General features: G+C 71.0%; 19 protein-coding genes. 5 read left to right on the top strand and 14 right to left on the bottom strand.

Translation table 11 applies throughout. From position 1 onward, the window contains the following. Positions 1-3: 3 nt before the first annotated feature. Complete coding sequence (locus tag BCL65_RS04135) at positions 4-414, bottom strand: RidA family protein (RefSeq protein WP_106265482.1); 411 nt, start codon at positions 412-414, stop codon at positions 4-6. A gap of 81 nt (positions 415-495) precedes the next feature. On the opposite strand from BCL65_RS04135, the gene BCL65_RS04130 reads away from it, so the two are divergent. Both BCL65_RS04130 and BCL65_RS04125 read left to right on the top strand, forming a co-directional pair. Then, positions 496-894, top strand: coding sequence for a winged helix-turn-helix transcriptional regulator (locus BCL65_RS04130; protein ID WP_243400764.1), 399 nt, complete (start codon positions 496-498; stop codon positions 892-894). A gap of 61 nt (positions 895-955) precedes the next feature. Continuing rightward, positions 956-1,471 carry a GNAT family N-acetyltransferase gene (locus BCL65_RS04125; RefSeq protein WP_106265480.1) on the top strand — a complete coding sequence of 172 codons (516 nt, stop codon included), beginning with the start codon at positions 956-958 and terminating at the stop codon, positions 1,469-1,471. 11 nt (positions 1,472-1,482) lie between these two features. Here the strand turns inward: BCL65_RS04125 and BCL65_RS04120 are convergent, their stop codons facing one another. Both BCL65_RS04120 and BCL65_RS04115 read right to left on the bottom strand, forming a co-directional pair. Further along, positions 1,483-2,751: an endonuclease/exonuclease/phosphatase family protein gene (locus tag BCL65_RS04120; protein WP_106265478.1), complete on the bottom strand. Its 1,269-nt coding sequence runs from the start codon at positions 2,749-2,751 to the stop codon at positions 1,483-1,485. Positions 2,752-2,870: 119 nt separating this feature from the next. Next, positions 2,871-3,986: a ScyD/ScyE family protein gene (locus BCL65_RS04115; RefSeq protein ID WP_106265476.1), complete on the bottom strand. Its 1,116-nt coding sequence runs from the start codon at positions 3,984-3,986 to the stop codon at positions 2,871-2,873. On the opposite strand from BCL65_RS04115, the gene BCL65_RS18265 reads away from it, so the two are divergent. Further along, a complete protein-coding gene (locus tag BCL65_RS18265; RefSeq protein WP_258176884.1) occupies positions 3,985-4,110 on the top strand; it encodes a hypothetical protein in 126 nt (41 codons plus the stop codon). The two genes, BCL65_RS04115 and BCL65_RS18265, sit on opposite strands and share 2 nt — an antisense overlap. A gap of 75 nt (positions 4,111-4,185) precedes the next feature. Here BCL65_RS18265 and BCL65_RS04110 read toward each other — a convergent pair whose 3' ends face one another. The 4 genes from BCL65_RS04110 to BCL65_RS04095 form a co-directional block, all read right to left on the bottom strand. Beyond that, positions 4,186-4,488 carry a putative quinol monooxygenase gene (locus tag BCL65_RS04110; protein ID WP_106265932.1) on the bottom strand — a complete coding sequence of 101 codons (303 nt, stop codon included), beginning with the start codon at positions 4,486-4,488 and terminating at the stop codon, positions 4,186-4,188. A 35-nt stretch (positions 4,489-4,523) separates the two neighbouring features. Next, positions 4,524-5,945 (bottom strand): ATP-binding protein, encoded by a 1,422-nt coding sequence (locus BCL65_RS04105; RefSeq protein WP_106265475.1) that lies wholly within the window; start codon positions 5,943-5,945, stop codon positions 4,524-4,526. A gap of 74 nt (positions 5,946-6,019) precedes the next feature. After that, positions 6,020-6,658, bottom strand: a complete 639-nt coding sequence (locus BCL65_RS04100) for a response regulator transcription factor (protein WP_207767656.1) — start codon at positions 6,656-6,658, stop codon at positions 6,020-6,022. Between the two features lie 56 nt (positions 6,659-6,714). After that, positions 6,715-8,094 carry a sensor histidine kinase gene (locus tag BCL65_RS04095; protein WP_106265472.1) on the bottom strand — a complete coding sequence of 460 codons (1,380 nt, stop codon included), beginning with the start codon at positions 8,092-8,094 and terminating at the stop codon, positions 6,715-6,717. Between the two features lie 173 nt (positions 8,095-8,267). On the opposite strand from BCL65_RS04095, the gene BCL65_RS04090 reads away from it, so the two are divergent. After that, positions 8,268-9,053 carry a DUF4352 domain-containing protein gene (locus tag BCL65_RS04090; protein ID WP_243400765.1) on the top strand — a complete coding sequence of 262 codons (786 nt, stop codon included), beginning with the start codon at positions 8,268-8,270 and terminating at the stop codon, positions 9,051-9,053. Positions 9,054-9,173: 120 nt separating this feature from the next. Here BCL65_RS04090 and BCL65_RS04085 read toward each other — a convergent pair whose 3' ends face one another. The 5 genes from BCL65_RS04085 to BCL65_RS04065 all read right to left on the bottom strand — a co-directional run bounded on the left by BCL65_RS04085 (position 9,174) and on the right by BCL65_RS04065 (position 21,463). After that, a complete protein-coding gene (locus tag BCL65_RS04085) occupies positions 9,174-10,832 on the bottom strand; it encodes an SIR2 family protein (RefSeq protein WP_106265470.1) in 1,659 nt (552 codons plus the stop codon). 109 nt (positions 10,833-10,941) lie between these two features. Continuing rightward, positions 10,942-11,616, bottom strand: a complete 675-nt coding sequence (locus BCL65_RS04080) for a DUF6308 family protein (RefSeq protein WP_106265468.1) — start codon at positions 11,614-11,616, stop codon at positions 10,942-10,944. Beyond that, entirely contained in the window at positions 11,613-12,536 is a 924-nt protein-coding gene (locus tag BCL65_RS04075; RefSeq protein WP_106265466.1) for a protein NO VEIN domain-containing protein, read from the bottom strand. Before BCL65_RS04075 ends, BCL65_RS04080 begins: the two co-directional genes overlap by 4 nt. Positions 12,537-12,660: 124 nt before the next feature. Beyond that, positions 12,661-14,919 (bottom strand): UvrD-helicase domain-containing protein, encoded by a 2,259-nt coding sequence (locus tag BCL65_RS04070; RefSeq protein WP_106265464.1) that lies wholly within the window; start codon positions 14,917-14,919, stop codon positions 12,661-12,663. Between the two features lie 19 nt (positions 14,920-14,938). Beyond that, on the bottom strand, positions 14,939-21,463 hold the full coding sequence (locus BCL65_RS04065) for a DEAD/DEAH box helicase (RefSeq protein ID WP_106265462.1): 6,525 nt from the start codon (positions 21,461-21,463) through the stop codon (positions 14,939-14,941). Between the two features lie 172 nt (positions 21,464-21,635). Between BCL65_RS04065 and BCL65_RS04060 the strand changes: the two genes are divergently transcribed. Continuing rightward, on the top strand, positions 21,636-22,853 hold the full coding sequence (locus BCL65_RS04060) for a DUF697 domain-containing protein (RefSeq protein ID WP_106265460.1): 1,218 nt from the start codon (positions 21,636-21,638) through the stop codon (positions 22,851-22,853). Between the two features lie 648 nt (positions 22,854-23,501). On the opposite strand, the gene BCL65_RS04055 is transcribed toward BCL65_RS04060, so the two are convergent. Next, complete coding sequence (locus tag BCL65_RS04055; protein WP_106265458.1) at positions 23,502-24,170, bottom strand: hypothetical protein; 669 nt, start codon at positions 24,168-24,170, stop codon at positions 23,502-23,504. A gap of 183 nt (positions 24,171-24,353) precedes the next feature. Beyond that, positions 24,354-26,612, bottom strand: coding sequence for a DUF262 domain-containing protein (locus BCL65_RS04050; RefSeq protein WP_106265457.1), 2,259 nt, complete (start codon positions 26,610-26,612; stop codon positions 24,354-24,356). Positions 26,613-26,616: the final 4 nt, after the last annotated feature.

Raw genomic sequence — 26,616 nt, 5'->3', positions numbered from 1 at the left:
CGTTCAGTCGAGGATCGCGGTGGCCTCCACCTCCACGAGGACGTCCGGTGCGAAGAGGGCTTCCACGCCGAGAAGCGAGGCCGGCGGCATGGGCAGGCGCAGGCCGACCTCGTCGGCGACGGACTCGACGCCGGCCATGAAGGCCTCCATCTTCTCCGGCGCCCATGCGGTGACGTAGAAGGTCAGCCGCAGCACGTCGTCGAACGTGGCACCGGCACCGGTGAGCCCGTGCGCCGTGGCGCGCAGCGCGTGCGCGACCTGACCGGCGAGGTCGCCCGGGGCGAGCGGGGTGCCGTCGGCCTGGAGTGCGACCTGCCCGGCGACATGGACGTGCCGGCTACCTGTCCCGACGGCGACGTGGTGATACGGCGTGGGCTGCAGCATGCCGTCGGGGGTCATGAGCTGAACGGACATCGTGGTCTCCTGGGTGAGCGATCAATTAGGTATACCCTGGATACCAGGTACATCACAGACACTTCAAGGAGACCAGGTTTCGTGGACGACACCACCGCCACCCCACCCGGCGAGCTGCGCATCGACCCCTCGCACCGGGACGTGCTCGACCAGGTGCTCGACAAGTGGTCCGTCAGCATCCTCGACCAGCTGTGCGAACGGCCGTGCCGGTTCAACGTGCTGCGCCGGGCGATCCCGGGCATCACGCAGAAGTCGCTCACCGCCACGCTGCGACGGCTGGAGCGGAACGGGATCGTGGAGCGGCGCGTCGTCGCGGACCGCCCGGTCGCCGTCGAGTACCGGATCAGCGACCTCGGCAAGACCCTGCGCGAACCGGTCGACGTCGTCCTCGCCTGGGTCACCACCCACCGGGCTCGCATCGAGCGGGCACGCGAGCAGTTCGACGACGCGGCCGAGACTGCCGGGTCCCTCCAGGCGTGAACGCAGGCCACTGCACGGAAAGGACGTGCGCCGTCGGCCTGCCGGACGGCAGGATGCGGGGATGCCGCTGCACCTCCGCCCACCACGCCCTGACGACGAGGCCGCGCTGCGCCGTCTGCACGACGAGCTCGCTGCCGACGGCTTCACGTTCTTGCTGGCCGACGGCACGTGGGACGAGGTGCTCGCGCAGGTCCGGCGCGAGTCCGCCGGCACGGACCTGCCGCCCGGCCGGGTGCGGGCCGACTTCCTCGTCGCCGAGGTCGACGGCGAACCCGTGGGTCGCGTCTCCATCCGGTACGCGCTCAACGACTACCTGCGCGAGGTCGGCGGGCACGTCGGCTACGGTGTCGCGCCCGCGCACCGCCGTCGGGGGTACGCCACCGAGATGCTGCGGCAGTCGGTGGCGCTGCTCGCCGACGCCGGCGTGGACCGCGTGCTGGTGACGTGCGACGAGGACAACGCGGGGTCCGCCGCCGTCATCGAGGCGTGCGGCGGCGTGCTGGAGGACGTGCGCGCCGTCGAGGGCGAGGCGCCCAAGCGCCGGTACTGGATCGACGCCCGGGCCGCCGTCGCCTGACGCGCTCGCCGTCAGACCGTGAGGTCGACCCAGACCAGCCGGTGGTCGCTGCTCGGGAACGGGTAGGTGCCGGTCAGCGCGGACAGCGGGTCGTCCTGGGTGGGCCAGAACACCCCGGCGTCCTGGACCCGGAGCCGGTGCTTCGACGGCAGCACGTAGTCGGCGCGCAGGTTGCCGGGCGCGGTGTCGGCGAAGTCAGCGGTGTCGTAGGCCGGGTCGCCGGTGTGGGCGTCGTTGGCGCCGCCCTGGAGCGCAGCCGCCTCGACCGCACCGGCCGACGTCGGCAGCGGGTCGACGATGCGCCGGTGGTCCAGGAGCTGGTCGATCGCGACGTCGTAGGAGTCGCCGTCGTGCGGGTCGGCGTTCTGGTCGCCGAGGATCACGAAGGGTGCGCCGGGGTGCAGACCGCCGCGGCCGCCGTCGTCGTCCTCGATGTAGCGCGACGCCGTGCCGGGGGTGACGTAGTCCGCCCAGAAGCGGATCTCGTCGTGGTTGCGGCGGCCGTTGCGGTCCTCGGGGCCGTCGAAGGTGGGTGGCGTGGGGTGCGAGGCGAGCACGTGCACCGTCTGGCGCCCGACGCGGATCGGGACGTCCCAGTGCGACTTGCTGGACAGGCGCACCACGTCGAGCTCCTCGGCGCTGAACCAGTCGGCGGGTGCGGGCGTGGCCGGATCGTCCGGCAGGAGCGCGCCCGGCATGTCCTTCCACAGGAAGTGCTGGAACGTGCGCACGCGGTCCGTGGCGATCGGGTACTTCGAGAGCACGACCATGCCGTACTGACCCTCGAACGCTCCGAAGCCGAAGGCGTCGTCCCCGCCGCCGACCGTGCCGTCGTTGTTGAGGTCGAACCCGCTCGGCACCCCGGTGTTCGACGGCGCGGAGTAGGCGTAGCGGTAGGTGACCGGATCGGCGCCGCCCTGGCTCACCTCGAGGTAGTTCTCGCGGAAGAGGTCGACGGCGGTGCCCGCGGCGTCGAAGTCGAACTCGTTGAGCAGCACCACGTCGGGATTCGCGCGCTGGATGACCTCGGCGACCGTGGCCGCCTGCGCGTCGTCGCCCGTGGCGAGGTCGGCCTGCAGCTCGCCCGCCGTGGCGCGGTTGAGCGACAGGTTGTACGTCGCCACGCGGAGCTCGTCCTTGCCGTGGCTGCCGGCGTGCCCCTGGCCGTGGCCTTGGCCGTGGTGGTCCGGGTGGCCGACGGCGGCCGGCGCGAGCGCGGCCGACAGCGCCACCGCGAGGGCGGTGGCGGCGGACAGGGTGGTGCCTCGTCGCATCGTCATGCCGTCACGCTAGCGCCGGCCTGTGACGGCCGCCTCAACCGGCGGTGAACAGTGCGTCCCGGGTCCGCGGTGCCGCGCGGCCGGTGCCGCTCGGCACCGCGGACCCGGGAGCAGTGTCGTCAGCGACGCCCGGACAGGGAGTACCGGACGAGCTGGCCGTCGGGCGGGCTCGTCTCGTCGGGCGGCAGGACGTTGACGGTGGCGAGCAGGTCGCGACCGTGCAGCTCGACGTCGCCCGGCAGCGGGACGGACACGACCTCGGTGGCGCCGTGGCGGCCGACCTTCGAGATCTCGCCGCCGAACAGCTGGGCCACGTAGACGGTGCCCTTCTTGTCCACGGCGATCCCGGTGGGCGAGAGCAGGTCGTCGGCCACCGTGTGTGCCCGGCCGTTCCACGGCGACACGACGACGACGGAGCCGCGCGCCCCGAGGGAGTCGTCCTCCGGGCCGCCGGGCAGCAGCGACACGTAGAGCAGGCCGAACGGACCGACCTCGACGTCCGTGGGGACGGGTTCGAACCAGTACTTGTGCCCGACGACGCAGCTCGGCAGACCCTGCGCCTCGGCCGCCGCGGCGGTGATGCGGACGGGCTGCGCGGGCAGCACGGCGGCGGTGCGGACCTTGCCGCGGTGGTCCACGGACAGGATCGCGTTGGCGGCGGCGTCGGCCACGTAGGTGGTGCCCCGGTGGGTGGTGGTGGTCGCGTACGGGTGGGACTCCACGATGCCGGTGTACTGGGCGGGGATCTCGGGCGGGACGTCGGCGAGGCACGACTCCGGCACGGTGCGGAAGCCGTACGTGACGCTGCCGTCGGGGTTCTTGGCCGCCTCGTAGGCGCCCACGTCGGCGAGGACCGTCGGTTCGCCACGGGGGTTGCCGCGCTTGTCGAGGTGCAGCTGCTTGACCGTCTGCGTGGCACCGGTCTCGGCGAAGGTGACGGTGCGGTGGGTGTAGCTGAGGCCGCCGACCTCCGCGCCGTCGTCGGAGGCGTAGAGCACGGAGGCCTCGCCGCGGCGGTCCACCGCGGTGAGCAGGCCGGCGAAGTTCTGGCTGACGAACGTGGTGCCACGGGGGCCGACGGCGAGGCTCAGCGGGGTGACCAGGCCGGACGCGATCGTCGTCGACGACGGTGGGCGAGGGTCGTGGGACCCGTGGGACCCGTGTGCCGCCGCGGGGGTGGCGGCGAGGACCAGCGCGGCCACGACGGCCGCGCAGGAGGACAGGGTGCGACGCATGAGCAGACTCCTGGGATGCGCAGGGGTAGGCGCGGCCGGGTGGCTCGCGGGTGCGCTCGACGCGATCCTGCTGCGGGTGCGCGACACGGCCCGAGGGCCGAAGCGTGTGCCGCGTCCGCTGTGACGCGTCACTCCGAGAACGAGTCTGCGCCGGGGGTTCCTGATACGCGCGTGGGGGAGCGGGTGACTTTCGGGTGGCTCAGTCGCGCAGGGGCGAGCCGACCACGGTGAAGTCGAACCCGCCCATCTCCCCGGAGAGCAGCGGCCGTGCCGCGGCGATGGAGGCCTGGACGCTCGCGAGCTGCAGCGAGGCGCGGTGGGCCTCCGTCGACGTCCACAGCTCGGCGACGTAGACGGTGTCGGGGTGGTCGTCGTGGACGCCGACCTCGTAGAGCAGGCAGCCGGCGTCGGCCAGCTCCTGGCTGCGGCCGGTCAGGTGGGCCACGAGCTCGTCGCGCTTCCCGGGGGCGGCACCCAGCGTGCCGACGTTGGCGTAGGTCATGGTCGCGACGGTAGCGGCGGGGTGTGACAGCTGCGTCACACGGACGCGGTCCACGCCCTGAGCAGGTCTGCGGGCCCGATGGCGGTGACGCCGTCGACGTCGACACCGCTGCGCGAGACGGCGACGAGCGGTGTGTCCTCGGTGGCGCCCGGCAGCTGGTCCCGATGGCGGTGCAGCCGTGCCAGGTCGCGGTGGTCGAAGGCTCGGTGCTCGAGCCACTTCACGGAGCCGACGAAGGTGAGGGTCTTCGCGACGCCTGGCCTGTCCGCTCCCACGAGGTCGATCTCCGGGTCGTTGGTGCGTGTCCAGTAGCCGCCGACGGCGCCGGTGTGCTCGAAGAGGCCGGGCCCGACCGAGCGCCACAGGGCTTCGCGGATCAAGGGCGCGACGGCGCGCCCTCGCCAGGAGGTCCAGCCGTTGCGGACGCGTTCGAGCAGCTGGTCGCCACGGCCCCGCTCGATCAGCGGTATCCCGGGGCCGACGAAGTGCAACCAGAAGCGCAGGTACGGGTCGTCGACCCGGTAGCGCTTCTCCTTGCTGGGGCGGGTGGACAGGGGTGTGTCGGCGGCGACGACTCGCCGTGCGATCAGGAGGTCGAGTGCGCGCTTGAGCGAGGCTGTCGGCAGTCCGGAGGCCCGGCCGATCGTGGTGAACGTGCGTTCCCCGTGCCCGACGGCGCGGAGCACGGTGCGTGCCTGCGCCTCGGTGGGGAGTTCCGCGGCCAGGCTCCGCTCACCGCTCACGATCAGTGCCGATGTCGCGTCGGTGAGCGCCTCACCGAGGTAGGCCCACAGGTCGGCGCCCGACGGCCAGGCGTCGAGGACCAGGGGGAGTCCCCCGGTGACGAGGTAGGCATCGAGGGCCTCTGCCGGGCCCAGCGAGAGCAGTTCCGCGACGTCGGCGGGGTTGAGCGGGGGGACGACCATCTCGGCCGCGCGCTGAAAGAAGGGTCGGCCGTACGTGTTGATCTGCTCCATCGTCGCGAGATCCGAACCCACCAGGACGAGGAGCACCGGGAGGCGCGAGAAGAGTCGGTCGAAGGCGCGTTGCAGTGCGCCCTCGAACGACGGGTCCGCCCGCACGAGGGAGGGCATCTCGTCGAGGACGACGACGCTCGGCCGGTCTGTCGGGAGCGCTGCTGCCAGCATCTGGAAGGCATCGGTCCAGGTCGCAGGCGGTTCCGAGGGCGTCGCGGCCGAGGCGTCGGGAAGGTCTGACGCCGACAGCTCAGCGGTGAAGTCGGCGAGGTCCGTGGCCGGCGGGCCGCCGGCAGCCGTGAAGAAGAGGCTCGGGACGCCGGCACGGTCGACGAACTCCTCGACGAGTCTCGACTTGCCGACGCGCCGCCGACCCCGGACGAGGACCGCGCGACCTGGTCGGTCGGCGTCCTCGGCCGTGCGGGCGAGGAGCCGGTCGAGGACGTCGAGCTCCGCGGTGCGGCCGACGAAGGAGCGCATGATGACCTCGCTAAACTTTCGGACGTGATACTTCCAAAGTTGATAGTCTCATATCTGGAAGCCTCGCGCCTGGATCAACCCGCGCGGTCCACGAGCACGGCCAGGCGGACGCGGTTCGTCCCCAGCTTCTGGCAGGCCTTGCTCAGGTGGGTCTTCACCGTCGCCTCGCCCATGAACAGCCGCGCCGCGATCTCGATGTTGGACAGGCCCTCGGCCGCGCAGTGCGCGATCTCCAGCTCGCGGTCGGTCAGCCGGGCCAGCATCTCTTGTGCCTCGCGCTGGCCGCGCGCCGTCGGGGCCGCCGCCACCTGCTCCATCACCACGCGGGCCGCGCGGGCGGACAGCGCGCCGTCACCGGAGGCCACCGCCTGGACGGCGGCGACGAGCTCGTCGGGCCCGGCGTCCTTGGCGAGGAAGCCGGCGGCACCGGCGTGCACGGCGTCGAGGATCGTGGACTCGGTGTCGAACGACGTCATGGCGACGACGCCGGGCGGGTCCGGCAGCGCGACGACGGCCGCCGTGGCGCGCACCCCGTCCATACGCTCCATGCGCAGGTCCATGAGCACGACGTCGGGGTGGTGCGCCTGCACCGCCGGCACCACCTCGTCGCCGTCGGAGGCCTCTGCGACCACGTCGATCCCGCGCTTCGTCAGGATCTGCCGCAGGAAGCTCCGGACCATCGTGTCGTCGTCGACGACCAGCACCCTCACCACGGGACCGACGGTACTGCCCACCTGCGACATCGCACCGGCAGAGCCCGCAGGACGGTCTACGGGGCCGGGACCCACGGCAGATGGGCACGCACCAGGAACGTGCCGTCGTCCTGCCATCCGGCGTCGAAGCTGCCGTCGAGCGCCTCGCAGCGTTCGCGCATCCCGACGATCCCGGCGCCGCTGCCCGGCACGGCGTCGGGGGTGAGCGCCGACGCCGGCGGGTTGCGCACCGTGATGTCGATGCCGTCCCGCGGCCTGGCCCGGACCTGCACCGCGACCCGGGTGCCTGGCGCGTGCTTGGTGGCGTTCGTCAGCGACTCCTGGACCACCCGGTACACGGTGCGGGTGAGTGTCGCCGGTGCGTCGTCCCCGTCGGAGACGAAGACCGTCGCCACCAGGTCGACGCCGCGCTCCCGGGCCGACTCGAGCAGGTCGCCGAGGTCGTCGAGCGACCATGAGCGGGCACCGTAGTCGTCCGCTCCCTCACGCAGCGAGGTGATGAGCGTGCGCATCTCCTCCAGCGCGTGGTGCGCCGAGGCCCGCATCGACCGGGCGGCGTCCCCGACCTCGCCGTCGTCGGAGGACACCTCGAGCACCGAGGCCTGCAACGACATCAGCGAGAGCTGGTGGGCGACCGTGTCGTGCATCTCCCGGGCGATGAGTTCGCGTTCCTCCTGGCGGGTGAGTTCCGTCTGCAGCGACTGCGACTGCTGCTGCCAGGTGGCGGCCCGGCCGGCCTCGGCAGCGGCCACGGCGCGCGCGGCGTCGGCGTCGGCGTCGGCGCGGGTCGCCAGGCGCCGCAGGAGGCCGACGCCCACCGCGAGGCCCAGGGCGAGCGCCCCGAGGATCGTGTAGCCGAGCGGCGACATGTACGTCGTCGGGCCGCCGTCCTCGAGGGTCGCCGAGAAGATGACGTTCTCCGCGGTGCGCGAGCCGTCACGCCAGAACGTGGCGACCAGCGCGGCCGCGGTAGCCGCGCCGCACAGCAGGCTGCGACGCCAGTCGGTGCGAGCCACCACCCAGGGCAGCGCGATCAGCGGGGCGACGGCGCCGAGCGGGCTCACGATGCCGACCACGGCCGTCGCGAGGCACACCACGACGGGGTACCGCTGCCGCCACACCATCGCCGTCGCCACGCCGCCGGCCACGAAGAACCACAGGACCTCGACCGCCAGCCCGGCGCCCGTCATGACGTCGGGCGCAGCCATGGCCCAGCCGGTGACCGCGCAGAACCAGGTGACGACGACGGCGCCGACGGTGCCGAGCACGTTCCGGACGGTGCGGCCCGGCCGACGCGCGGGCCGGTACGGGACGGCCAGGCCCGGGATCGGGTGCGATCCGGGCGGCGGGAGCGGCGGCGGGGCGCCGTATCCCGTCCAGCCACCGGCCCCGGGCGGTGGTCCGCCGGGCGGGGACGGGGGCGGTGGCGGGTGCATGCGGTGAGCGTACGAGACACCTCCGACGCCGGCGTCCGCTGTCCGGGTCGGTCCGGCCGTGCGGGCTCCACCGTTCGGCTCGGTGGGTCGACCTGATCGGGGGATCCGTGGCCGGGGTGGTACGGCGCAGGATCGTGCCGTTCGCCACCGACCACACCGCTCAGGGAGACATCATGTCCATGCAGCACCCCGACCCGTCGCAGCAGCAGCCCTCGTCCTTCGGCCCGCCGCCTGCCGGCTCCGCGCCCGGCGGTGCCACGCCGTCGGGCCCCCAGCCGCCGTACGGCCAGCAGCCGCCGTACGGCCAGGCGCCGCAGGGTTGGGCCCCGCAGCCGCCGGCGCCCGAGAAGCGCAAGAACTGGTTCGCCCGGCACAAGGTGCTCACCGGCCTCGGCGCGCTCGTCGGCATCTCGATCGTCGGTGCCTCGCTGGGCGGCGGAGACGAGTCGACGGTGGCCGACGACGGTGTGACGGTCGTCGAGGAGACGGCGGCGGACGCTCCGGCAGACGAGGGTGGGTCGGCCGACGAGGAGGTCGCGGCCGAGGAGCCCGAGGCGGCTGACCTGCCGGGCCTGGGCGACCCCGTGCGCGACGGCAAGTTCGAGTTCACCGTCACCGAGCTGGAGGACGACGTGAAGCAGATCGGCGACGACTTCCTCAACGAGAAGGCCCAGGGGCGGTTTCTGCTGGTGCACGTGACGGTGGAGAACATCGGTGACGAGGCGCAGTACTTCGACGGGGACTCCCAGGAGCTCGTCGACACCAAGGGTCGGACCCACTCCGCGGACACCGGGGCGGCGATCTACCTCGACGACTCGAACAGCTTCCTCAACGAGATCAACCCCGGCAACTCCGTGGAGGGTGTGGTCGTGTTCGACCTGCCGAAGAAGGCCACCCCGGCGACGCTCGAGCTGCACGACTCGATGTTCTCCGACGGCGTCGAGGTGGCGGTGGAGTGATCGCGTGCGCGGGCGGCCGTGCCGCGTCGGCCCTGGGAGAGACTCCGGGGCCGACGCCGGGCGGTTGCGATCGGTATCGCTGCTCGTGGACAGATCGCCTCGGCCAGGAGCGGCCGGTGACTAGCGTGCCCCGTGCCGTTCCAGGAGAGTTGCCAGCCCCGACCACGCGTCGTCGCCGGCAGAGAGCTCCCGTGCACGGCGTGCGGCATCGTTGAGATCGATCACCAGCCGAGTAGCTTCGTCGCTGCGTTCCTCGACGTAGCGCTGGTCGAGGAGGAACGGTGTCTCCTCGACGGCATGCATCGCCATCACGTCGAGGAAGACGGTCAGCGCCCGGGCGGCTCGGCGGGTCTGCACGTTGTCGTCGGGCTGCCGGAGCTCCTGGTCCTCAGGGCGCGTCCGCGGCGCTGACTCTGCATCGCCGCCTTCCAAGCTCGGCACGACGACGTCGAACCGGCCCTGCCAGAGCTTGCTGAAGGCAGCATCGTCGAAGAGATGGACCAACGTGCCGATCGCTGACGTCGGCTTGCCCGGTGACTCGATCGAGGCGCGCAGTCCTGCCACCTCGTAAGCGAAGCGCAGCAAGTTCTCGTCGGTCATGGAGGCCCCGATCACGACGAGGTGCTTCGTCATCATGAGGGACTGGACCAGGGAACCGACCGGCTTCCAACGGCTGTCGTAGTGGACGAAGGAACTCCGCGAGAGCACGATCGAGGCTGGATGGTCCACATCGCCATGCATCTTCAGCAACCACGGCCGCCCCGGTGTCACGCGATCCCAGGGGAGAACACGGATCGGTGCTTCCGCCTCCTCCTCTCGATGCGCTGCCGACACCGCGGCCTCGTACAGCTGGTCGTAGTTGGTCGTGGCGGCCTCGGTCACGTGCATGCTCGCCATCAGCGCATGACTGAGACTCGGTCGAGGCGCCCGACGGCGAAGGACCTCGACGACGTGCTGTCCCAGTGCCAACTGAGATGCGGCCGGCTCGAGCGTGGAGCGATCTGCGACGGTGACCTGGATGAGTTCGGCCTGCTCGAGAGGGCCGAGCCGGTTGATCTGATCCCTCATGTCCTCCAGGCCGAGGGTGGTCACGAGCTCGGACAGCAGGTCCTTCCACGACGGCATTCCCGCGGCGATGCTGACACCTGCGCCGAAGAAGAACGCGACGTCGCCGGCCGCTACGCGCCGACCCAGATCGCGAGCCTGAGTCGCCAACGGCGATGACAGCCCGTCGGCGATGCCGAGCGCCCGACGGCGGTACTGGAGTGCCGAGTAGTCCCGGGAGTCCGATGCGACCACTGCGATGTCCACACCTTCGCGACGAGCGGTCGCATCGAGAGACTCGAGCAGGGAGCCGATCACCTGTCCGCGGACGAGCCGATGGCCACCACGGCCGGTGCCGATGACAGGGATCGCGATGAGGGGAAGCTCGCGCCCGGCATGGTGGGCACCACGTCGCAGGGCCTGCCCGCCCTTGCTCACGATCGTCTCGACGGCGCGCCGAGCCTTCTCGCCGACACCCTGCGGGGTCGATGCGATGGAGTCGAAGAACCAGATTTCCGGGGTCGCGTCATCGTTCAGCCGATGTCGGGAGCGTTCAACGGCGTCTTGTCCCCAGGCGTCTGGCCTCAGGTACTCCCAGGGCGTGGATTCGTCGAGCTCGGCCGCCGGACGCCACCAGTCACCCACCGAGAACCGGGAGTCTGTCGGGATGACGCGTGCATCCGCACTGAGAACTTCGAGCCTGCCGTGGACGACGAAGAGGTGACCTGGCGTCATGTGGGAACGCTAGAGGGCATCGCCCGGCAGCGCTCTACGAGGCATTGCCGAGGCTGTCCTGACGACGGCCGAGACCAGCCGGTCGAAGACCACTCCGTGTCTGGTTCTGCTACGACTGGCGGTACCGGTGTTCCATCCACACCACAACGTCGAAGACTCGCAACGCGGAGATGTCGTCCCCGATGCCCGCCTCGCGGCGCAGTGAGAGGAGGTGCCGATGAAGTGCGCATTCATCGGCACGGAGAGCGTTGGCGAGCCATGTCCAGAAGGAGCCGTCCGGGGAGACGGCGTCTCGGACGACGGAGTCGTAGACGGGCACGAGTCTGGGACGTTTTCGGGCGAGGAGCTTTCCCGCCGTGACCCAGCCCACCCCGGGCAGCCTCTTCAGTTGCGACCAGAGCTGCCATGCGGGCCAGTCCTCGTCAATGAGCGACGGATCGACGTCCACGAGGTCGAGGGCTCGGGGCACCCTCGAGAGAAGGGTGGCGAACTCCCTCTGACGATCCTCGAGCAACTGGAGCGCTGCACGCGGGGGCACCTGGACCGAAAGCAGAGTGACGGCGACGAGGTCGGCAGGGACGAATCGATCGGCCACAGCGATCTCGTCACCCCCGCCGAGAAACCTCTCGAAGCGGCTACCTGCCCATCCGGAGTCGTTCGTCAACCGGCCGAAGTACCGGTGGAGGTGGTCAATAGCCTCCGCTCGGCGAGAGTCGCTGAGAATCGACGGCAGGGGGACTGTCGTTGCGGTGTGGGCAGCCAGCTGGTCATGTGGGGTCGTCATGAGGCGTCAATTTCTGGTGTCGCCTCGTCGCTGACGGCGTGGCGAGGTGGGGTCCAACGCAGGGTGACCGGAAAGAGGTCGCCTTCGTCGGGGTTCCAATCGAAGACCTCGAGGAGGCCGCTCCCGGCGACTACTTCGCCGTCCGCGCCGAGCGCGATCTGCGAGACGACACCCATGACGCACCGGCCGGGGTGGTCGATGGCGAACTGGACCTCCCCTGCCGTCACCATGACCTTCTGTCCGTTGCCCTGCGTACCCTTGGCCTCGAGGTATCGGATCTCGCCGTCGCGTCGCGCCACCGCGTCGTAAGGGTGGCCGATCCGGGTGTCCTCCACCTCCCAGCCGTCCTGACGGAAGTGCTCCTCGACGAGTTCCTGCGCATAGTTCTCCACGGACATCCGTGCCTCGCCAAGAGCTTCGAAACCCTGGCCGTCCGTGCGCTGTGGCCTCGAGGCCAACCTGTCGGGCCGATGCATGCGAGCAGTCCGACGCAGGTGAGCGTTCCACAGTTCGTCGATGGTGATGACCGCGGAATCAGGCGCGTCGACGCCCGAACGCATGAGGTTGTTCCAGCTCACCTCAGGAACCTTGGCGAGGAGATCAGCCGTCGGGAGCGGGTCGTCCAGGGGCGTGAGTTGGTCCCAGACGACCTCGACATAGTGCGCCTGCCGTGAGGGGTCGTCGTAGTGCTCTTCCTCGAAGACCTCAGTCGTGGTCCAGCCGCTCGCGATGATGCCCCGTGGCTCGGGCCCTTGTCGGAGGAGGTATGCCCGCTGTCCGAGGGGGATACTTCTCCGGTTCCCTACTGACCATTGGCCCTCGGTGAGGCCGCCTGCCTCGGTTGCGGCGAGCTCGTCGTCCCAGTTGTCGCCGAACTGTGGATATCGGGCAGGGTTCCATGTCATCAAGACGGCAACCATCGAGACTCCTCATTCGTTCGGCGACCGCTCGACCCTATGGAGATCTGAAGCGCCCTGGTGGGATTTCTCCCGAGCTCCGCGGGTGAAATCAGAACGAGCAGGCGGCTCGCTGACGCCCATCTCGCTACCCCGCGCTCGCAGCTGCCGGCAGCAGCCCGCTCCGCCGTCCGTTCCACAGCACCGCCAGCTCGTCGCGTGCCCGGGTCGCTGCCACGTAGAGCAGGGATCGTTCGCGCAGCTCGGCGTCCGCGCGGTCAGCCTCGGGCAGCGAGGACTGGCCGACGCCCCAGCCGCCCTCGTCCGGCGAGACGCCGAACAGCACGACGCGCTTGAACTCCATGCCCTTGGAACGGTGCATGGTCATGACGAGCACGCTGCCGGTGCCGGTGGCTGCGTCGTCCTGGACGAACTTCGCCTTTACCTTGCGCTCGCTGAGCGCGTGGACGACCTTGTCGCCGATGGTCTTGGTGCGGACCAGCACGCCGAGGGTCTCGGGAGCATCCCCCTGGTCGAGCCACTTCCCGACGACGGCACCAGCGCTCTCGTACTCGTCGACGAGCGAGGTGGCGCCCACCTCGACGGGCGCAGGGCCGGTGCGTGCGGAGCGGTAGCCCGTGACGGTCGCGTCGTCGGCCTCCATGTCGACCCACTCCTCGCCGGAGAGCACCCCGACGGCGTACCGGAGCACCTGCGCCGTGGTCCGGTAGTTGAGGGTCAGCCGGCGGGAGCGGCCGCGCACGTTGATGCCGTAGCGGGACAGCACGACCTTCTGGCCGTAGATGCGCTGCTGGGAGTCCTCGGCGAGGAAGAGGTCGTCGGGTCCTTGCGCGGCGAGCGCACGGAGCAGGACGAGTCTCGACGGCGCGAGGTCCTGCCCCTCGTCGACGAGGACGTGATCGGCGAGGCGCGCGGTGCCGGCGGCCGCGACGGTGTCGAGGTGTGCGGCGGCGATCATCGCCTTCTCGTCCCAGTCGGTCGACCCGGCCGCGTCCGCGGAGGCGCGGTACGCCGCGACGACGTTCCAAACGGCGACGCGCTGGGCGCGGCTGAGGGGGACACCGCGACCTGGACGGCGCACCCGCAGGTAGTCGTCGCGGCTGACGATCCTGTTCGGCACGACGACGGTCGCGTACTCGGCCACGAAGAAGGCCTGGCTGCGCAGCTCCGGTGCGAGGTCCGCCCCGTGCGTCGAGATGGCGGCGTCCCAACGCGCCGCCGCGGTGGGCTCCAGGACGTAGGGCGAACGAGCTCCCAGCACCGACGCGACCGTCTCACCCCATGCCTGGGACGCCGCGTGCACCGACTCCGCGGTCGCCAGGACGCGACGGGCGATGGCGTCCACGCCGGCGATGTAGACGCCGGGGTCGCCGAGCTCCTTGGCGAGAGGCAGGTCCGGGTCGAGGAGTCGCAACGTCTCGCGGAGCGAGGCAGCGAGGGTTCTGTTGAACGTCGTGAGGACGACCCGGGCATCGGGGTTCGTCCGGGCGAGGTGCCGCGCACGGTGCAGCAGGACGACCGTCTTGCCGGTCCCGGCGCCCCCGGAGAGCCGGAAGGAGCCGTTGCGCGGCCGGAACGCGTAGTCGCGCTGCTCGGGGTGCAGGAAGACCCGCCACCGGCCGAAGTTGCCGTCCTCGATCGCGGCACGCAGCTCGGCGTCGTCCTCGATGAACGCGAAGTCCATCTGTGCGGCGGGCTGCTTGAGCGCGGTGAGCAGCTGCTCGTCGCTCTGCGGGTCGGGCTCGGCTGCCGGGGCGCTCAGGCCGAGCTTCTCCTTGACGGTGGCGAGGCCGGTGCCGATCGAGAGGTCCAGCAGTGCGTCGCCCTGCCAGGCGGCGGGCGCCCGCTGTGCCACCGCGAGCATCTGGTCCTCGGTCTCGGCGACAGCCGCGTCGACGGCGGTGTCCGGGTCGATCCCGAGGTCGAGGAGATCAGCGACGGCGATGCCCTGGGTCTGCAGCAGCGGGTACGTGGCGAGGTCGACGTCGTCCGGCTTGGGCTTCTGCTTGGCCGGGACCTTGGTGACCCGCTCTTCGAGGGTCGGCGCGTCGAGCTGGTCGGCCTTGACGAGCTCGGCGATGCCGTTGCGAGGGTTGATCCGCACGACGGCCGACTTCGCGTAGGAGATCGCGTCGTCGTGCTGGTAGGTGCCGAGGTAGACGTAGTGCGCCTCGGCGGCCTGACCCTGGACCTTGACCAGCACGGCTCGCCAGAAATCGTTGACCCGGCCGGTGCGGATGCGGGGGTCCGCGGAGCCGTTGATCGGCTCGATGTGGAGGCCCGGCGTCGCGTCGCTCTCCTGGAGCTTCTCGAGGAACGCGAAGGCGGCCTTGCGCACGGCGCCGTCGAGCTTGCCGAACGACGGTCCGAGGATGATCTGCGGCATCGGTGCTGCTTCTTCCGGTTCAGTGGGTGAGGGCTGCGCGGATGGCGGCGGCGTCGGGTTCGAGGATGGTCCAGCCCTCGGCGACGAGGTCTGCGGTGGTCGTCGGGTCCAGGTCGTCGGACCGCACGGTCACCCTACGGTCCGGCCACGACAGCGAGAGCGGCACTCCGTCGCCCACCTCGTCGCCGATCGTCGGTGCCTCGACGCCGTGGGCGGCGACGTCGAGGACCTCGACGAGGAGCTGGTGCTCCAGCTCGGTGGCGAGACGGGCGACCTGCCGCCACCGCGGGTGCTCGTCGAGCCGCGCCTGGAGGGCGTCCTCGACCCGGCTCGCCTCTTCGGCGGCCGTCGCGGCGTCGCCCGAGGGGGCAGCCTGCGGCCCTGCGCCCTCGAGCATCGTCCGCGTGACGATGCTGAGCGGGAGGTCGCTGCGGAAGTTGAGCAGGTTGGACAGACGCAGCCACTCGCGCCAGGAGGCCTTGTGGTCCGGTCCGAGCACGTCGGTGGCGTCGTCGAGCACCACGGCGATCTCGTAGGCGCCCAGCGCGAAGTCGCGGACGCCGATCGCGAGCCCGTCGTGGTGCCAGACGCCGCCGAACTTGGTGCCGGGAGGCAGTGGCGCGCCGTCGAGCACGTCGAGGGCGACCTGGTCGATGCCGGCGTCCGTCGAGATCACGCCGCCGGTGAGGGACGGGGCGACGAGCATCGGCATCCAGCGCGCGAGCTCCTCGCGCGCCGCCAGGTCAGGTCGCTCGATCCAGTCGAGCAGGAGGTCGAGTGCGGGACGACCCGCGAGCGCGAGGGTCGCCGGCGAGAGCCTGTCCTTCGCCTCGTTCAGCACCGCTGCCGTCGCCTGAGGATGCAGCCACGGCGCCCCTGTGGCGGCGGACGCTCCGTCGAGGTCGTCCCAGGTCAGAGCGAGCACCTGGTAGCCGACCTGGCGCAGTGCCTGCCGCTTGGCGGCGTCGTCGGCCAGGCGGTTGACGGCTGGCGACGCGTGGTACCGCCAGCCGTCGGTGAAGATCGCCGTCGGCGGGATGCCGGGACGGTCGCTGCGCAGGATGAAGTCGGGCTTGGTCCCCGCGCCGGGGACGAGCACCTGCGGCTCGAGCCGCCAGTGCGCACCGCCGGGCATGGTGACCGACCACGTGCTGCCGTTCGGGCCCGGCTTCTCGGTGAGGGTCGCGCCCAGGGTCTGGAGCCGCTCGCGCAGCACCTGGCGGAACAGCAGCTCGATGTGGGACTCGGGGTCGGTGGTGGCGGGCTCGTCCACAGTGACCGACCACGGACTCGAGGACGGGACCTCGTCCTCCGCTCCGCCCTGCGAGCGACCGAGCAGGATCGACTTGAGGTGCCGCGCCGCCGCGGCGCGGGAGACGTGGTCGACCTCGTGCAGACCGGCGTGCGGCAGCAGACAGCGCTCGCACGAGAGGCGGCCGTCCTGCTGGCAGTGGCAGTCCTCCAGGTGGGACCACGCGTCGCGCAGCATGGTCCAGACCGCCTCGTGGTCCGCGAGCTCGGCAAGGTAGCCGGTGCCGCCACGGACCACGTCGTGCAGCAGGAGCGCCTCGGCCGGGCTCCCGGCGGCGGGGCTGGGGTCGATGACGTTCGTGACCTCGAGATGGTCGGGGTCACCGCCGATCCGCAGCCGCAGCGCCAGCAGGAGCGCCGCGCGCAGCGACGGCAGCGAGAAGTCGTCGCCCAGGGTGACGGACTCGGGCAGGCGCAGCACGAGACCTTCGGTGGTGAGCGACCGAGCGAGGGCCACGGTGCGCACCTGCTCGGTGCTGGCCTTGCGGAGCGGGCACCAGGGCCGGTGCTCGGACGCCCGGTTGGCGCCGGTGGAGGTGTCCAGCTTGCCGCACTGCTCGCAGACGCGGAACATCGCCACGTCGTGCGGCTGCCCGGCGATCTCGACCGTCGCGCCCTGCGCCGACGCCTTGCCGAGGTTGAGCCAGCGGATGTGCATCTGCCGCTGGTAGCGGGCGCCGAACCCGTAGTCCTCGACGAACCACTGCTTGGCGACGCCGGCGGGGTCGACGTCGGCGAGGGTTCGGATGGTGTACCGCTCGCGCTCGCGCTCGTCGCTGCGGTCGTCGATCGTCGCCTCCTCGCGGCGGATGACGGACGAGACGCGCTGGAGCTTGACCACCTCCACCTGCTGGGCGATGTCGCTGATGCCGTCGTCCCCGCAGCGGGGGCACGACGTCGGTGCGGTCTCGGCACCGGGGGCGCCGGCGTCGGTCACGTCCGCGGAGTACCCGCAGGCCGGGCAGCAGGCCCAGGTCCGTACGGCGTCGTCGCCGCGCCCGAGGTCGAGCGCGTCGATGGCGATGGCGTACCCGCGGGCGTAGAACGTCGACCCGGGGGCGAAGTCGCGCAGGGCCTGGGCCGAGCCGCGGCTGAGCTCCAGGTGCTCGGTGCGGTAGTCGCGCGAGTCGGGGTCGATCCAGGACAGCGAAACCTCGAGCGCCACCGAGTCGTCGAGCAGCGTGTAGTTGGGCAGCAGGCCGTGCTCCTCCAGCACGCCGACCCAGTGCTCGGACGACGCCTGGCCGCGCTGGTGCTGGGTGAGGCGGAGCGCCGCCTGCGCCGTCCGCAGCGCGCGCTCGTCGTCACTGGTGGCCGCCGTGGACTCGGCCTTGACCCGCAGCCCGTCGGGGGCGTTGATCGCTGACAGGATGTCCGTCTCGCGGTGGGCGAGCGTCTCCATACGGGTGCGCCAGGTGATCGACGCGGCGTGCGCGCGCGCGGCCAGCTCGGAGGGCACGGCCTCTCCGGAGCTGGGTTCGACAGACGGAAGAGCCCAGGTCCGCAGCCGGTCCGCCACGGCGGTGGAGACCTCGGGGAACCCGGCGAGGAACCGGTTGAGCAGCGCCGGGCCCTCCGCCTCGGACACCGCGAGGAGCTCGCCGAGGAACGTGCCGGGCTCGCTGGAGCCGAGGGCGTCGGCTGCCGTGCGGGGGTGGGGCGCATCCGGGCGCCTTGCCAGCTCGTCGGCGATGGAGGCGAAGTACTGGCGGCGCAGGATCTCCTCGGCGTCGAGGTAGGTCGCCGGGGGGCGGACGGCGCCGTTGACCACGCTCGTCGGGTCGGAGAACCGGGGGAGCTGGTCACCGCGCGCGGTGACGTAGGCGAGCGCGAGCGCGTTGCCGGTGAGGCGGCCGGCCCGGCCGACGCGCTGGGTGTAGGAGGCGACCGTGCGCGGCAGGGAGGACAGCATCACGGTCGAGAGGTCGCCGATGTCGATGCCCATCTCGAGCGTCGGCGTCGCGACGAGGACGTTGGGGGCGTCGGGCTCGGGGTCGCTCGACTTGAACGCCGTCTCGTAGGCGAGCCGGACCTCGTCCTCGAGCATGCTCGTGTGCTCGCGCGCGACGACGCGGGCGGGGTCGGAGTCGCCGTACATGCTCCGGTAGAAGTTGTCGGCGAGCGCGTGCCGGCGCAGCCGTCCCGTGCACCGGGCGACGAGGCACGGGGCGCCGTCGAGCTGGTCGACGACGGCGCCCGAGGCGGGCACGGCGGAGCCGCAGTCGGAGCACTCGAGGCAGAGGTCCCCGGCGACGAGAGCATCGAGGTCTGCGCCCTGCACGACGACGTCGCGCGGGGACAGGTGGTAGGTGGTGGCGCCGGAGGAGGACAGCAGCGAACCGACGACGTCGAGGCGCGCGAGCTGCGCCAGGAGCAGGCGGGCGAGGGTCGCGGCCTCGGTGGTGTCGGTCCGCAGGCACTTCACGGTCCAGGAGGCGTACCAGCCGCGCGGGGAGGCGACGGGCTCGAGGTCCTCGCCGGCGGCCTGGGACTTTGCGCCCACCGTCGTCACGGCACCGCCGACGCGCGGGAACCCGGGGGCGCTGGACCCCTTGCCGAACCCGGGCATGCCCTCGTGCCGCTTGCGACCACCGGTGATCCACCACCGGTTGCCGTCCTCCTCGCGGAACTTCTGGAACCACTCGTGGTCGATCGCGCCCCGCAGCCGCATGTGCTCGAGCACCCCGCGCACCCAGCCGAGCAGCTCGGCCTCCGTGGGCTCGAAACCCTCGAGCACACCCTGGCGGTCCACCTCGGCCAGGGTGGCGCGTGCCGCTGAGAGCAGCACGCCCGGTTCGGCCCGCACCTCGGCCACCACGGTGCCCGTGGCCTCCAGCGTGCGCCCGACGGCGGAGCGCAGGCCGTGCTCCAGGAGCACGTCGAGCAGCAGGCGACGGCGGACCCGGCGGCGCACGCTGTGGTGCACCTGGGCCCAGGTCTTCTTCTGCCAGAAGGCGGCGAACTTCTCCCGCTCGGACAGGTCGGGCGGCAGCAGGCGGTGGCGCCGCCTGCCGTCGTCGCCCGCCTCGGCGATCATCCGGTCGACGACCGTCTCCAGGTCGACGGGTTCGTCGCCGACGGCGTGCCGCAGCACGGCGCGCAGCGTCAGGGCGTGCGAGCGGGACTGGACGAACCCGGCGCGGTGGGCGGCGTCCTGCACCGAGTCGGTGAAGACCAGCGCCTTCTTCTCGGCGGCGTCGAGGCCCGCCGTCCCGAACAGGCTGGACAGCGACACGGACAGCAACGTCGCGATCGCCGAGCCGAGGAACCGGATGCCGTCCTTCTGCCCGCACGACGGGCAGTCGTCGCCCTTGGACGGCTTGCCGCCGGCGTCGTCCATCGGGTGGGCCAGCACCGGCAGGACACCGCCGTCGGCGTCCTCCTCGGAGGGCGCGGACGTGACGAGCCGTCGCTGCCCGACGAGGAACCACCAGAGCCCCTCGACCTTCTCGCCGCCCTCGGCCCGCTCGCCCTCGGCCGGGGCGTGGATGAGCGTGCGGAAGCGGTCGTCCCCGCGCAGGTGCCGGCCGCGGATGTCGTGGTCGTGCGTGTCCAGGTCGGTGCCCGTGGGCGCCAGGGCCACGCCCCAGCCGGAGCGGCCGCAGTGCCGGCAGTACAGCGCCGGGAACGTGCGGTCTTCCGTCCCGGCGTCGTCGGGGTCGTCGCCGACGCCCTCGTCCTGCCAGCCGAACTGCGCGGCGCCCGCCGTCGTGCGGTAGAGGCGGGTGAGCTCACGGATCCACAGGTGGACGTCCACCGAGAGCGCGGAGCGGCCGCAGACCTTGCGCAGGTGCGAGAGCGCGGACAGCACGGCGGCGAGCAGCGCCTCGGTGCGTGCGGTGCGGGCCGGGTCGTTCGGCAGGCCCGGCAGCGTGCGTGCCAGGGCGGCGAGGTCGCTGGCGTCGGAGGTCTCGGTGATCAGCCACGAGACGAGCGGATGCGCCTTGAGCAACGTCAGGAGGTCCTCGGCGTCGTCACCGGCCAGGTCCGGTCGCGCCCACCCGGGCTCGACGACGTCGTCCGGCTCGGCGGAGGCCGGGCGCTCGCGGAACAGGTGGCCCACGACGGCGCGGGTCAGCGTGGCCGGTTCGACGTCGCGCAGGCGGGGCAGAGCGTCGCCGTCCCACCCCCCGAGGTCGTCACCGAGCGCGTCGACCACCAGCGGTTCGGGGTCGATCGGCGCGAGGCCGCGGGCCGCCGCGATCTCGCCCGCGTCTCCGACCCACTCGGCCAGCGGCAGCCGTGACTCGGTGACCACCGCGTCCTCGGTGACCTCCTCGCCGAACACCGTGCGCGCGAACGCCAGCATCGCCGTCGGGTCGCCCTTGTCCCCGAGGGTGGCGGAGGTCGCGACCGGGGTGACGGCGCCGAGCGGGCGGGCCACGTCGTCCTCGGTGAGTCCGGCCTCCGCAGGTGCGTCCGTGCCCGTGGGCCAGTGCGACTTGAGGGCCAGCCCGAGCCGCCGGATCAGCATGGCGACGTCGGTGCCCTGGGCGCCGTCGTAGGTGTGGAACTCGTCCAGCACCAGGTACTGCAGCGACCGGGCCGAGGACGACCAGATCTTCGCGTCCGTGTCCCGAAGCAGCAGCTGGTCGAGCATCTTGTAGTTGGTGAGCAGGATGTCGGGCGGCGAGTCCCGGATGACCGAGCGGTCGGTGATCAGCCCGGCGGGGGAGACCTTGGTGCGCTCGGGACCCTGCTGGCCGGTGTAGAGCGCGGCGGTGACGCCGCCGAGCTCCGGGTCGCCCGTGAGCAGCTCGGTGAGGCGCTTGGCCTGGTCGTTGGCCAGGGCGTTCATCGGGTACAAGATGATCGCCTTGGTGCCGCCGATCCCGGCGCGGCGGGCGCGGAGCACGTGATCGAGGATCGGGTAGAGGAACGACTCCGTCTTGCCGGACCCGGTACCCGTCGTGACGAGCGTCGGGTCCGGGCGGCGCATCGACCCGTCGGGGCCGAGCGAAGAGAGCCGTTGGAAGGCCGCCGCCTGGTGGCCGTAGGGCTTCGGATAGCCGCCGTACCAGTCGAGGGCGCCCCGCCAGCCGTCCTCGGCCGGGCGGAACGGCAGCCGCAGGCGCACGTACGGGCCGCGGAACAGGCCCGTCGACGGCGAGGCGAGGAACTCCTCGAGCGAGGCCCGGGTGCTGGCATCCGCGAGAGCGAACGTCGTGCCCAGGTACTCGAGCAGAGCGGTGCGCAGGGACTCGGCCTGGACGACGGGGAGGAGCTCGCTCACGTGCGTATCGTTTCAGACTCCCCGGGCGATTCCCCACGTCCGGGTGGGTGGGAGGCCAAGACTTCACCCGCCGGCACACCTGATCGGTTGCGGGTGAACTTGACCTTCGCGACCGGACCGAGGCCGCGTCAGCCCGCTATCGTCGCCTCGACATACCAAGAGGAGCTGTGAGATGAGCCGGACCGATCAGGGGCGCCGACGGCAGGGTGGAACCCCCGGACAGCCAGGGAGCGAGGGCGAGGACCGCGGCTTCGACCCGACCCCGATCATCGACGCGGAGCGCGAGCAGCGCGCCAAGATCGGCCGGTTCAACCTGGCGGTCGTCGGCGGCACCGGTGTCGGCAAGTCCTCCCTGATCAACGCGATCTTCGGCAAAGACAGCGCGCCCACCGGCGTGGGGATGCCCGTGACCAAGGGGATCGACTACCACCTGAACCCCGACGGATCGCTCGGCATCTGGGACTTCGAGGGGTTCGAGGCGGGCTCGGTCAAGACGCCTGAACAGCATGTCTCCGACGGGCTGAGCAAGATCGCCGCAGGTCCGCGCGAGCAGCAGATCGCGGTGGTCTGGTACTGCATCCTCGCGTCGTCCGGCCGCCTGACCGAGAACGACGTCCGCCTCATCAGGACGTTCGCGGCCCAGGGGTTGCACGTCATCCTCGTGCTCACCAAGGTGCAGCGTGCCAAGGATCGCATCGCGGGTCCGTGGGTCCCGTCCGGCCAAGCAGTGGAGATGCTCGAGTTCCTCCAGGACCCTCGTGACGAGAACGGTGACCCGATCGACCTCCCCGTCGCCGGAGCCGTCATGACCGCTGCCGTCGACCAGGGAAAGTTCGGCGGCCCGAGGCACGGCCTCGAAGACCTGCTCGCACTGACACTGGCGACCGCACCTGAGGAGAACCAGGACGCGCTCCGGGTCGTCCAGGAACTTTCCCTCCCTCTCAGGCGCGAACTGGCGCTCCGATACATCAACGCGGCGGCCGCCTCCGCCATGGGGATCGCGGCGACCCCGATCCCTTTCGCCGACGCGGTGGCACTCGCACCCATCCAGCTGACCATGATGGGTAAGGTCGCCGCCGCCTACCGGATCGACTTCAAGGTCATGCTGTCGGCGCAAGCGCTGTCGCAGCTGGGAATCCAGTACGCAGGCAGGGCGACGGCACGGAGTCTCGTTAAACTCGTACCCGGCATCGGGTCGCTCATCAACGCGGCGGTCGCCGGCGCCATCACTTACGTCACCGGGCAGTCCTGGATGCGGCTCTGCGAGGCCGTCCACACCAAGAAGGTGAACCTCGACGACGTCGAGAAGGCGTGGAAGGAATACGGGCCGACGGCTCAGCAGGTGCTCAGGTACTACGTCAAGTTTGCCAGGCCTTCTCGCGCCGCATGAGAGTTTCGCAGCGGTTCGGGGAAGTGGCCTACCCGTCGGCCGGGCGGGCGATGTCGGCTTCCGTGATGTCCATGGCCATCGGCAGGCTGAGGCTCTTGCCCGCCACCGGCGGGACGAGGGAGACGAGCTCCGCCCGAGCACGCGGCCAGAGAGCGACGCCGCCGGCCGACAGCTCCGCGAGCCCGAGCTGTGGGAGGGAGCGTCAGGGCCGTTCAACTCCTGGACCCGGACCTTTACGTCACGAGTACGGCTTCCGGGCTCCACGGGTTCGTGGGCTCAAGCCGAAGCTCCTGACCTCTGGCGAGCGTGGAGAGCTGATCGGGTGCGACGGAATGCGCCACGCCTTGACGGACCATCGCCTCGCCGCGACGTGGCGCGTTCCGTGAACGAGGAAGGAGCACCGGATGCTCCCGGCGTGACCGCATCTCGACGGGGACGACGCGACGGGTCGCGGGTCCTGCCAGGCGACGACCATGCGGCGACGGCCAGTGACGCCGCGCTCACGGCCTGGCTGCGACTCCAGCGTTGCGTTCGCACTCACGACCTCCTCGCGGTCTCTTCCAACCCGGCGACATCGCAGTCGCGCATCACGTTGGCCATAGCTGCCCCTGCCGAGTGCAGTCCCGCGGGAGATCGGACCGCCCTCCGCTACTCCTGCAGGTGGGCGATCGCTGCTGAGGCCAATGCCTGGCCGACTGCGATCAATGCCGCGACCAGAACGACCCAGCCGAACCTCCCCGCGTCCCAAGCGGATCCGTCCGGTGCCGTCGATGCTTCGACGCAGTAGAGAAGGAAGCTGTTCAGAAAGAGAGAGACGAGTGCCAGCGGTAGGGCGCCCTCCACCCTGATTACGGCGCCGAGCGTGAAGAAGTTCATGCCGACGGCCAAGAGCACCACGAGAAGTGCGACGATCCAGAAGTCGTCGTCGACGCTCGCGAGGCGGAGGTGGCCTCCCGTCGCGAAGGGCGCGAGCCAGACCCCGACGGCAGCCACGACGACCCGCGCGACGGCCTGGGTGAACAGGACGGTGAGCACCAGCGCGATCACGGCGAGGTAGACGCCCTCGAAGATCCAGCCCGTGACGAACCGTGCCGTCGAGTCCGGCGCTGCGCCGCAGAGCCCCGCAACCCACTTGCCGAGGAAGTACGGGCCGACAGCGACCGCTCCTACGAGGGCGGCGCCGACGAGGAAGACGACGAAACCCTGCATGTCGCGGTTGGATGCGGCGACGCTGAACGGGCCGACACCGATCCCTGCGCCACGGTTGCTGACTCCCCCACGCAATGGGCCGATGCTGCCCCCGACGCCGATCTTCACTCGCCCGCTCCCTCTCGTTCCTAGCGCTGTGAACAGCGAGGACGCTATCTGCATCCGAGGGCGATTGGGGTGTTATGAGTGTTTCGTGCCGGGTGAAGTCCTTCGGATCAGACCGGGCGGGCTGCTCGCGCCACTGCCCGCAGCAGCACAGGAGGTTGGTAGGTAGCAGTAGCTACAACGACTTCATCGATCGACCGCGTCCTCTTGAGCGGCGTGACACTCGCGCACGCGCTGCCACGTTTCGGCGACGGCGGTCTCCATGCGGTAGTGCCACTGCCCACCGACGTTGACAAAGCCGAGCGGCGGGTTGGACCGCTCGTAGCGGGTGTAGACCATCCGTGCCAGCGCGCCGGAGACTCCGGCGATCTGCGACGAGGTGAGGTCCATCGGGGCGAAGTCGGTGCCGCGGAGCAAGTCCCCGGCGTGCTCGGTGGCGACGTGGTCCAGGACGGCGAGCGTGGTCGGGGCGAGCCTGCCGGAGAGGTCGATGAGCTCGTCGGCGGTCCACGGAACCTCGGCGTGCCCTGACGACTCGGAGGTGGACGGGATCTCCGAGTGGCCTTCTTGCAATTCGAGGTCGGGCTCGACGGGAGGCGGTCCTGGCCAGACGCCGCAGATCGCCTCGGTGAGCACGGACGACCTGGTACGGATGTCGTCGTCGGTCCAGGCGTGAGGGTGCGGGGTGACGATCTGCTTGGTGAGAACGAGCAGGGCGAACTCCTCCAGGAGGCCGCGCTTGCCGCGCCCGGCCATGCCTCCGGACTTTATTCCGGTCGCCTCGTCATCGGTCCACGGCCGGTGGGAGAGGGACCCATTGAGCGGCTGGGTGACGAGGGTGAGGTTTCCCAGGGTGTTGACGAGCTGGTCGCGATTCGCGGCCGCTTCGGGGTCGAGGGGTGGTTCATCGTCCCAGTGGGTGCGCCAGCCCTGCGGCATGACGTGCTCCACCTGGAGCTTCGGCGGCTGGGGAAGGTCCTCGTTGAACTTGGTCCGCAGGCTCGTCTCGATGGCCCACAGGACCTCGGCGATGCGCGACTGCCGGATGTTGCCGTAGAGGCGGAGGCCGGGCAGCACGGCGTGCATCTGCTCGTCTGTCGGCCAGTACCGGGCGTCCGCAGACTGCCTGGCGAGGTAGTCGCGAACGGCGTCACCAGCAGTGTCCACGGGCGCGTCGGCCACGACCTTCAGGATGGCGACCATGAGCTGGTTGACGCCCTTCATGGTGGCGCGGGCGAGGGTGCGACGGATGACCCAGCTCTCCAGCGCGTTGAGCCCTACGGCGACCTGCGAGGCGGGGACCTCATGGTTCTCGGAGACGAACCACAGCAGGAGCGGACTGGTGGCCGCGAGCTCCATCGTCTCCACGACGCGCGAGTGGAAGGAGCCCTCGGGCGAGGTCGGATCGAGCTGCGTGAGCTGCCGGTAGGTGTCGGCGTCGCGTCGCATCGCACCGAGGAACTCCTCTGCGCCTGTCGCATCCGCCATGTGCGGCTTGGCGTACTGGGTGAAGGTGCGGAAGACCTGCTCGGTCTTCACCTCGTTCTGCATCCGCATGGTGAGCCAGTACTGCAGGAAGATGTCGATGCGGGACCGCATCTGCCGTCCCTGGGTGATCTCCGCGCGCCACCACTCGTCGTCGAAGTCGACCCAGTGGGTGTCGGGCCACTTGTCGACGTCAGCCCCGACGTCGGTGCCGACCTTGTAGACCCAGTTCTTGATGAGGTCGGCCTTGAGCAGGGGTGTGCCGCGGTCGTTGAGGGTTTCGAAGATGAGCTGGGAGTCGTCATGCCCGGTGAGGTTGATCGCGACGACGTAGAGGCCGTCCTGCAGGGTCGAAGTCAAGGCCCAGGCGCGTTGCTCCTCGGTGCCGGGTGGGAGATTGCCGTCCTCGTCGGGCTTGCCCTCGAGCCACGCACTGGCCTCGCCGCTGAAGAATCGGTGGGCCTCGAGCACTCGGTGCTCGCCGTCGGACGGCTGACTGTCGTCCATGGCCTGCTCGAACGCGACGCGGTCCTGGCGGGACGGCCAGAGCTTGAAGCGCTCGGGCTTGCCGCGGAATGCCGCGGACTTGTTCAGGGCGAGGTCTTCGAGGTCTTCGGCGAGCGTCTCGTGTTCACGCGTCGAGATGGCGGACTGCACGGCGTCGATGACGAGCTGGAGCGTCGTGGTGCGCTGCTGGCCGTCGATCACGAGGTGACGGGTGACGTCGCCGACGACGGGCGGCCGCGACTCGTAGACGATCGCGCCGAGGAAGTGTCGCTCCGGGTCGACCGCGGCCCCGGACGCGGGCGGGATGTAGCTCACCGCTACGCGGAGGATGTCCTCCCACAGCGGCGCCCACTGGTCCTCCTCGTTCCAGACGTAGGGGCGCTGGAACGACGGGATCTCGTAGTGCATCTTCCCGTCGAACAGCTGGCGCGGGGTAAGAGCGTCTGCCTTCATCGCT

The sequence above is a fragment of the Isoptericola halotolerans genome, from assembly GCF_003003075.1.
Classification (GTDB): Bacteria; Actinomycetota; Actinomycetes; order Actinomycetales; family Cellulomonadaceae; genus Isoptericola; species Isoptericola halotolerans_A.
Note: the sequence above shows the minus strand (reverse complement) of the source record. Positions and strands in the feature narration are given on the sequence as shown.

Excerpts from the sequence above, each read along its gene's own strand:
- BCL65_RS04135 (WP_106265482.1), bottom strand. The coding sequence starts at position 414 with ATGTCCGTTCAGCTCATGACCCCCGACGGCATGCTGCAGCCCACGCCG.
- BCL65_RS04125 (WP_106265480.1), top strand. The coding sequence starts at position 956 with ATGCCGCTGCACCTCCGCCCACCACGCCCTGACGACGAGGCCGCGCTG.
- BCL65_RS04120 (WP_106265478.1), bottom strand. The coding sequence starts at position 2,751 with ATGACGATGCGACGAGGCACCACCCTGTCCGCCGCCACCGCCCTCGCG.
- BCL65_RS18265 (WP_258176884.1), top strand. The coding sequence starts at position 3,985 with ATGAGCAGACTCCTGGGATGCGCAGGGGTAGGCGCGGCCGGGTGGCTC.
- BCL65_RS04115 (WP_106265476.1), bottom strand. The coding sequence starts at position 3,986 with ATGCGTCGCACCCTGTCCTCCTGCGCGGCCGTCGTGGCCGCGCTGGTC.
- BCL65_RS04110 (WP_106265932.1), bottom strand. The coding sequence starts at position 4,488 with ATGACCTACGCCAACGTCGGCACGCTGGGTGCCGCCCCCGGGAAGCGC.
- BCL65_RS04105 (WP_106265475.1), bottom strand. The coding sequence starts at position 5,945 with ATGCGCTCCTTCGTCGGCCGCACCGCGGAGCTCGACGTCCTCGACCGG.
- BCL65_RS04095 (WP_106265472.1), bottom strand. The coding sequence starts at position 8,094 with ATGCACCCGCCACCGCCCCCGTCCCCGCCCGGCGGACCACCGCCCGGG.
- BCL65_RS04090 (WP_243400765.1), top strand. The coding sequence starts at position 8,268 with ATGTCCATGCAGCACCCCGACCCGTCGCAGCAGCAGCCCTCGTCCTTC.
- BCL65_RS04085 (WP_106265470.1), bottom strand. The coding sequence starts at position 10,832 with ATGACGCCAGGTCACCTCTTCGTCGTCCACGGCAGGCTCGAAGTTCTC.
- BCL65_RS04080 (WP_106265468.1), bottom strand. The coding sequence starts at position 11,616 with ATGACGACCCCACATGACCAGCTGGCTGCCCACACCGCAACGACAGTC.
- BCL65_RS04075 (WP_106265466.1), bottom strand. The coding sequence starts at position 12,536 with ATGGTTGCCGTCTTGATGACATGGAACCCTGCCCGATATCCACAGTTC.
- BCL65_RS04070 (WP_106265464.1), bottom strand. The coding sequence starts at position 14,919 with ATGCCGCAGATCATCCTCGGACCGTCGTTCGGCAAGCTCGACGGCGCC.
- BCL65_RS04060 (WP_106265460.1), top strand. The coding sequence starts at position 21,636 with ATGAGCCGGACCGATCAGGGGCGCCGACGGCAGGGTGGAACCCCCGGA.
- BCL65_RS04050 (WP_106265457.1), bottom strand. The coding sequence starts at position 26,612 with ATGAAGGCAGACGCTCTTACCCCGCGCCAGCTGTTCGACGGGAAGATG.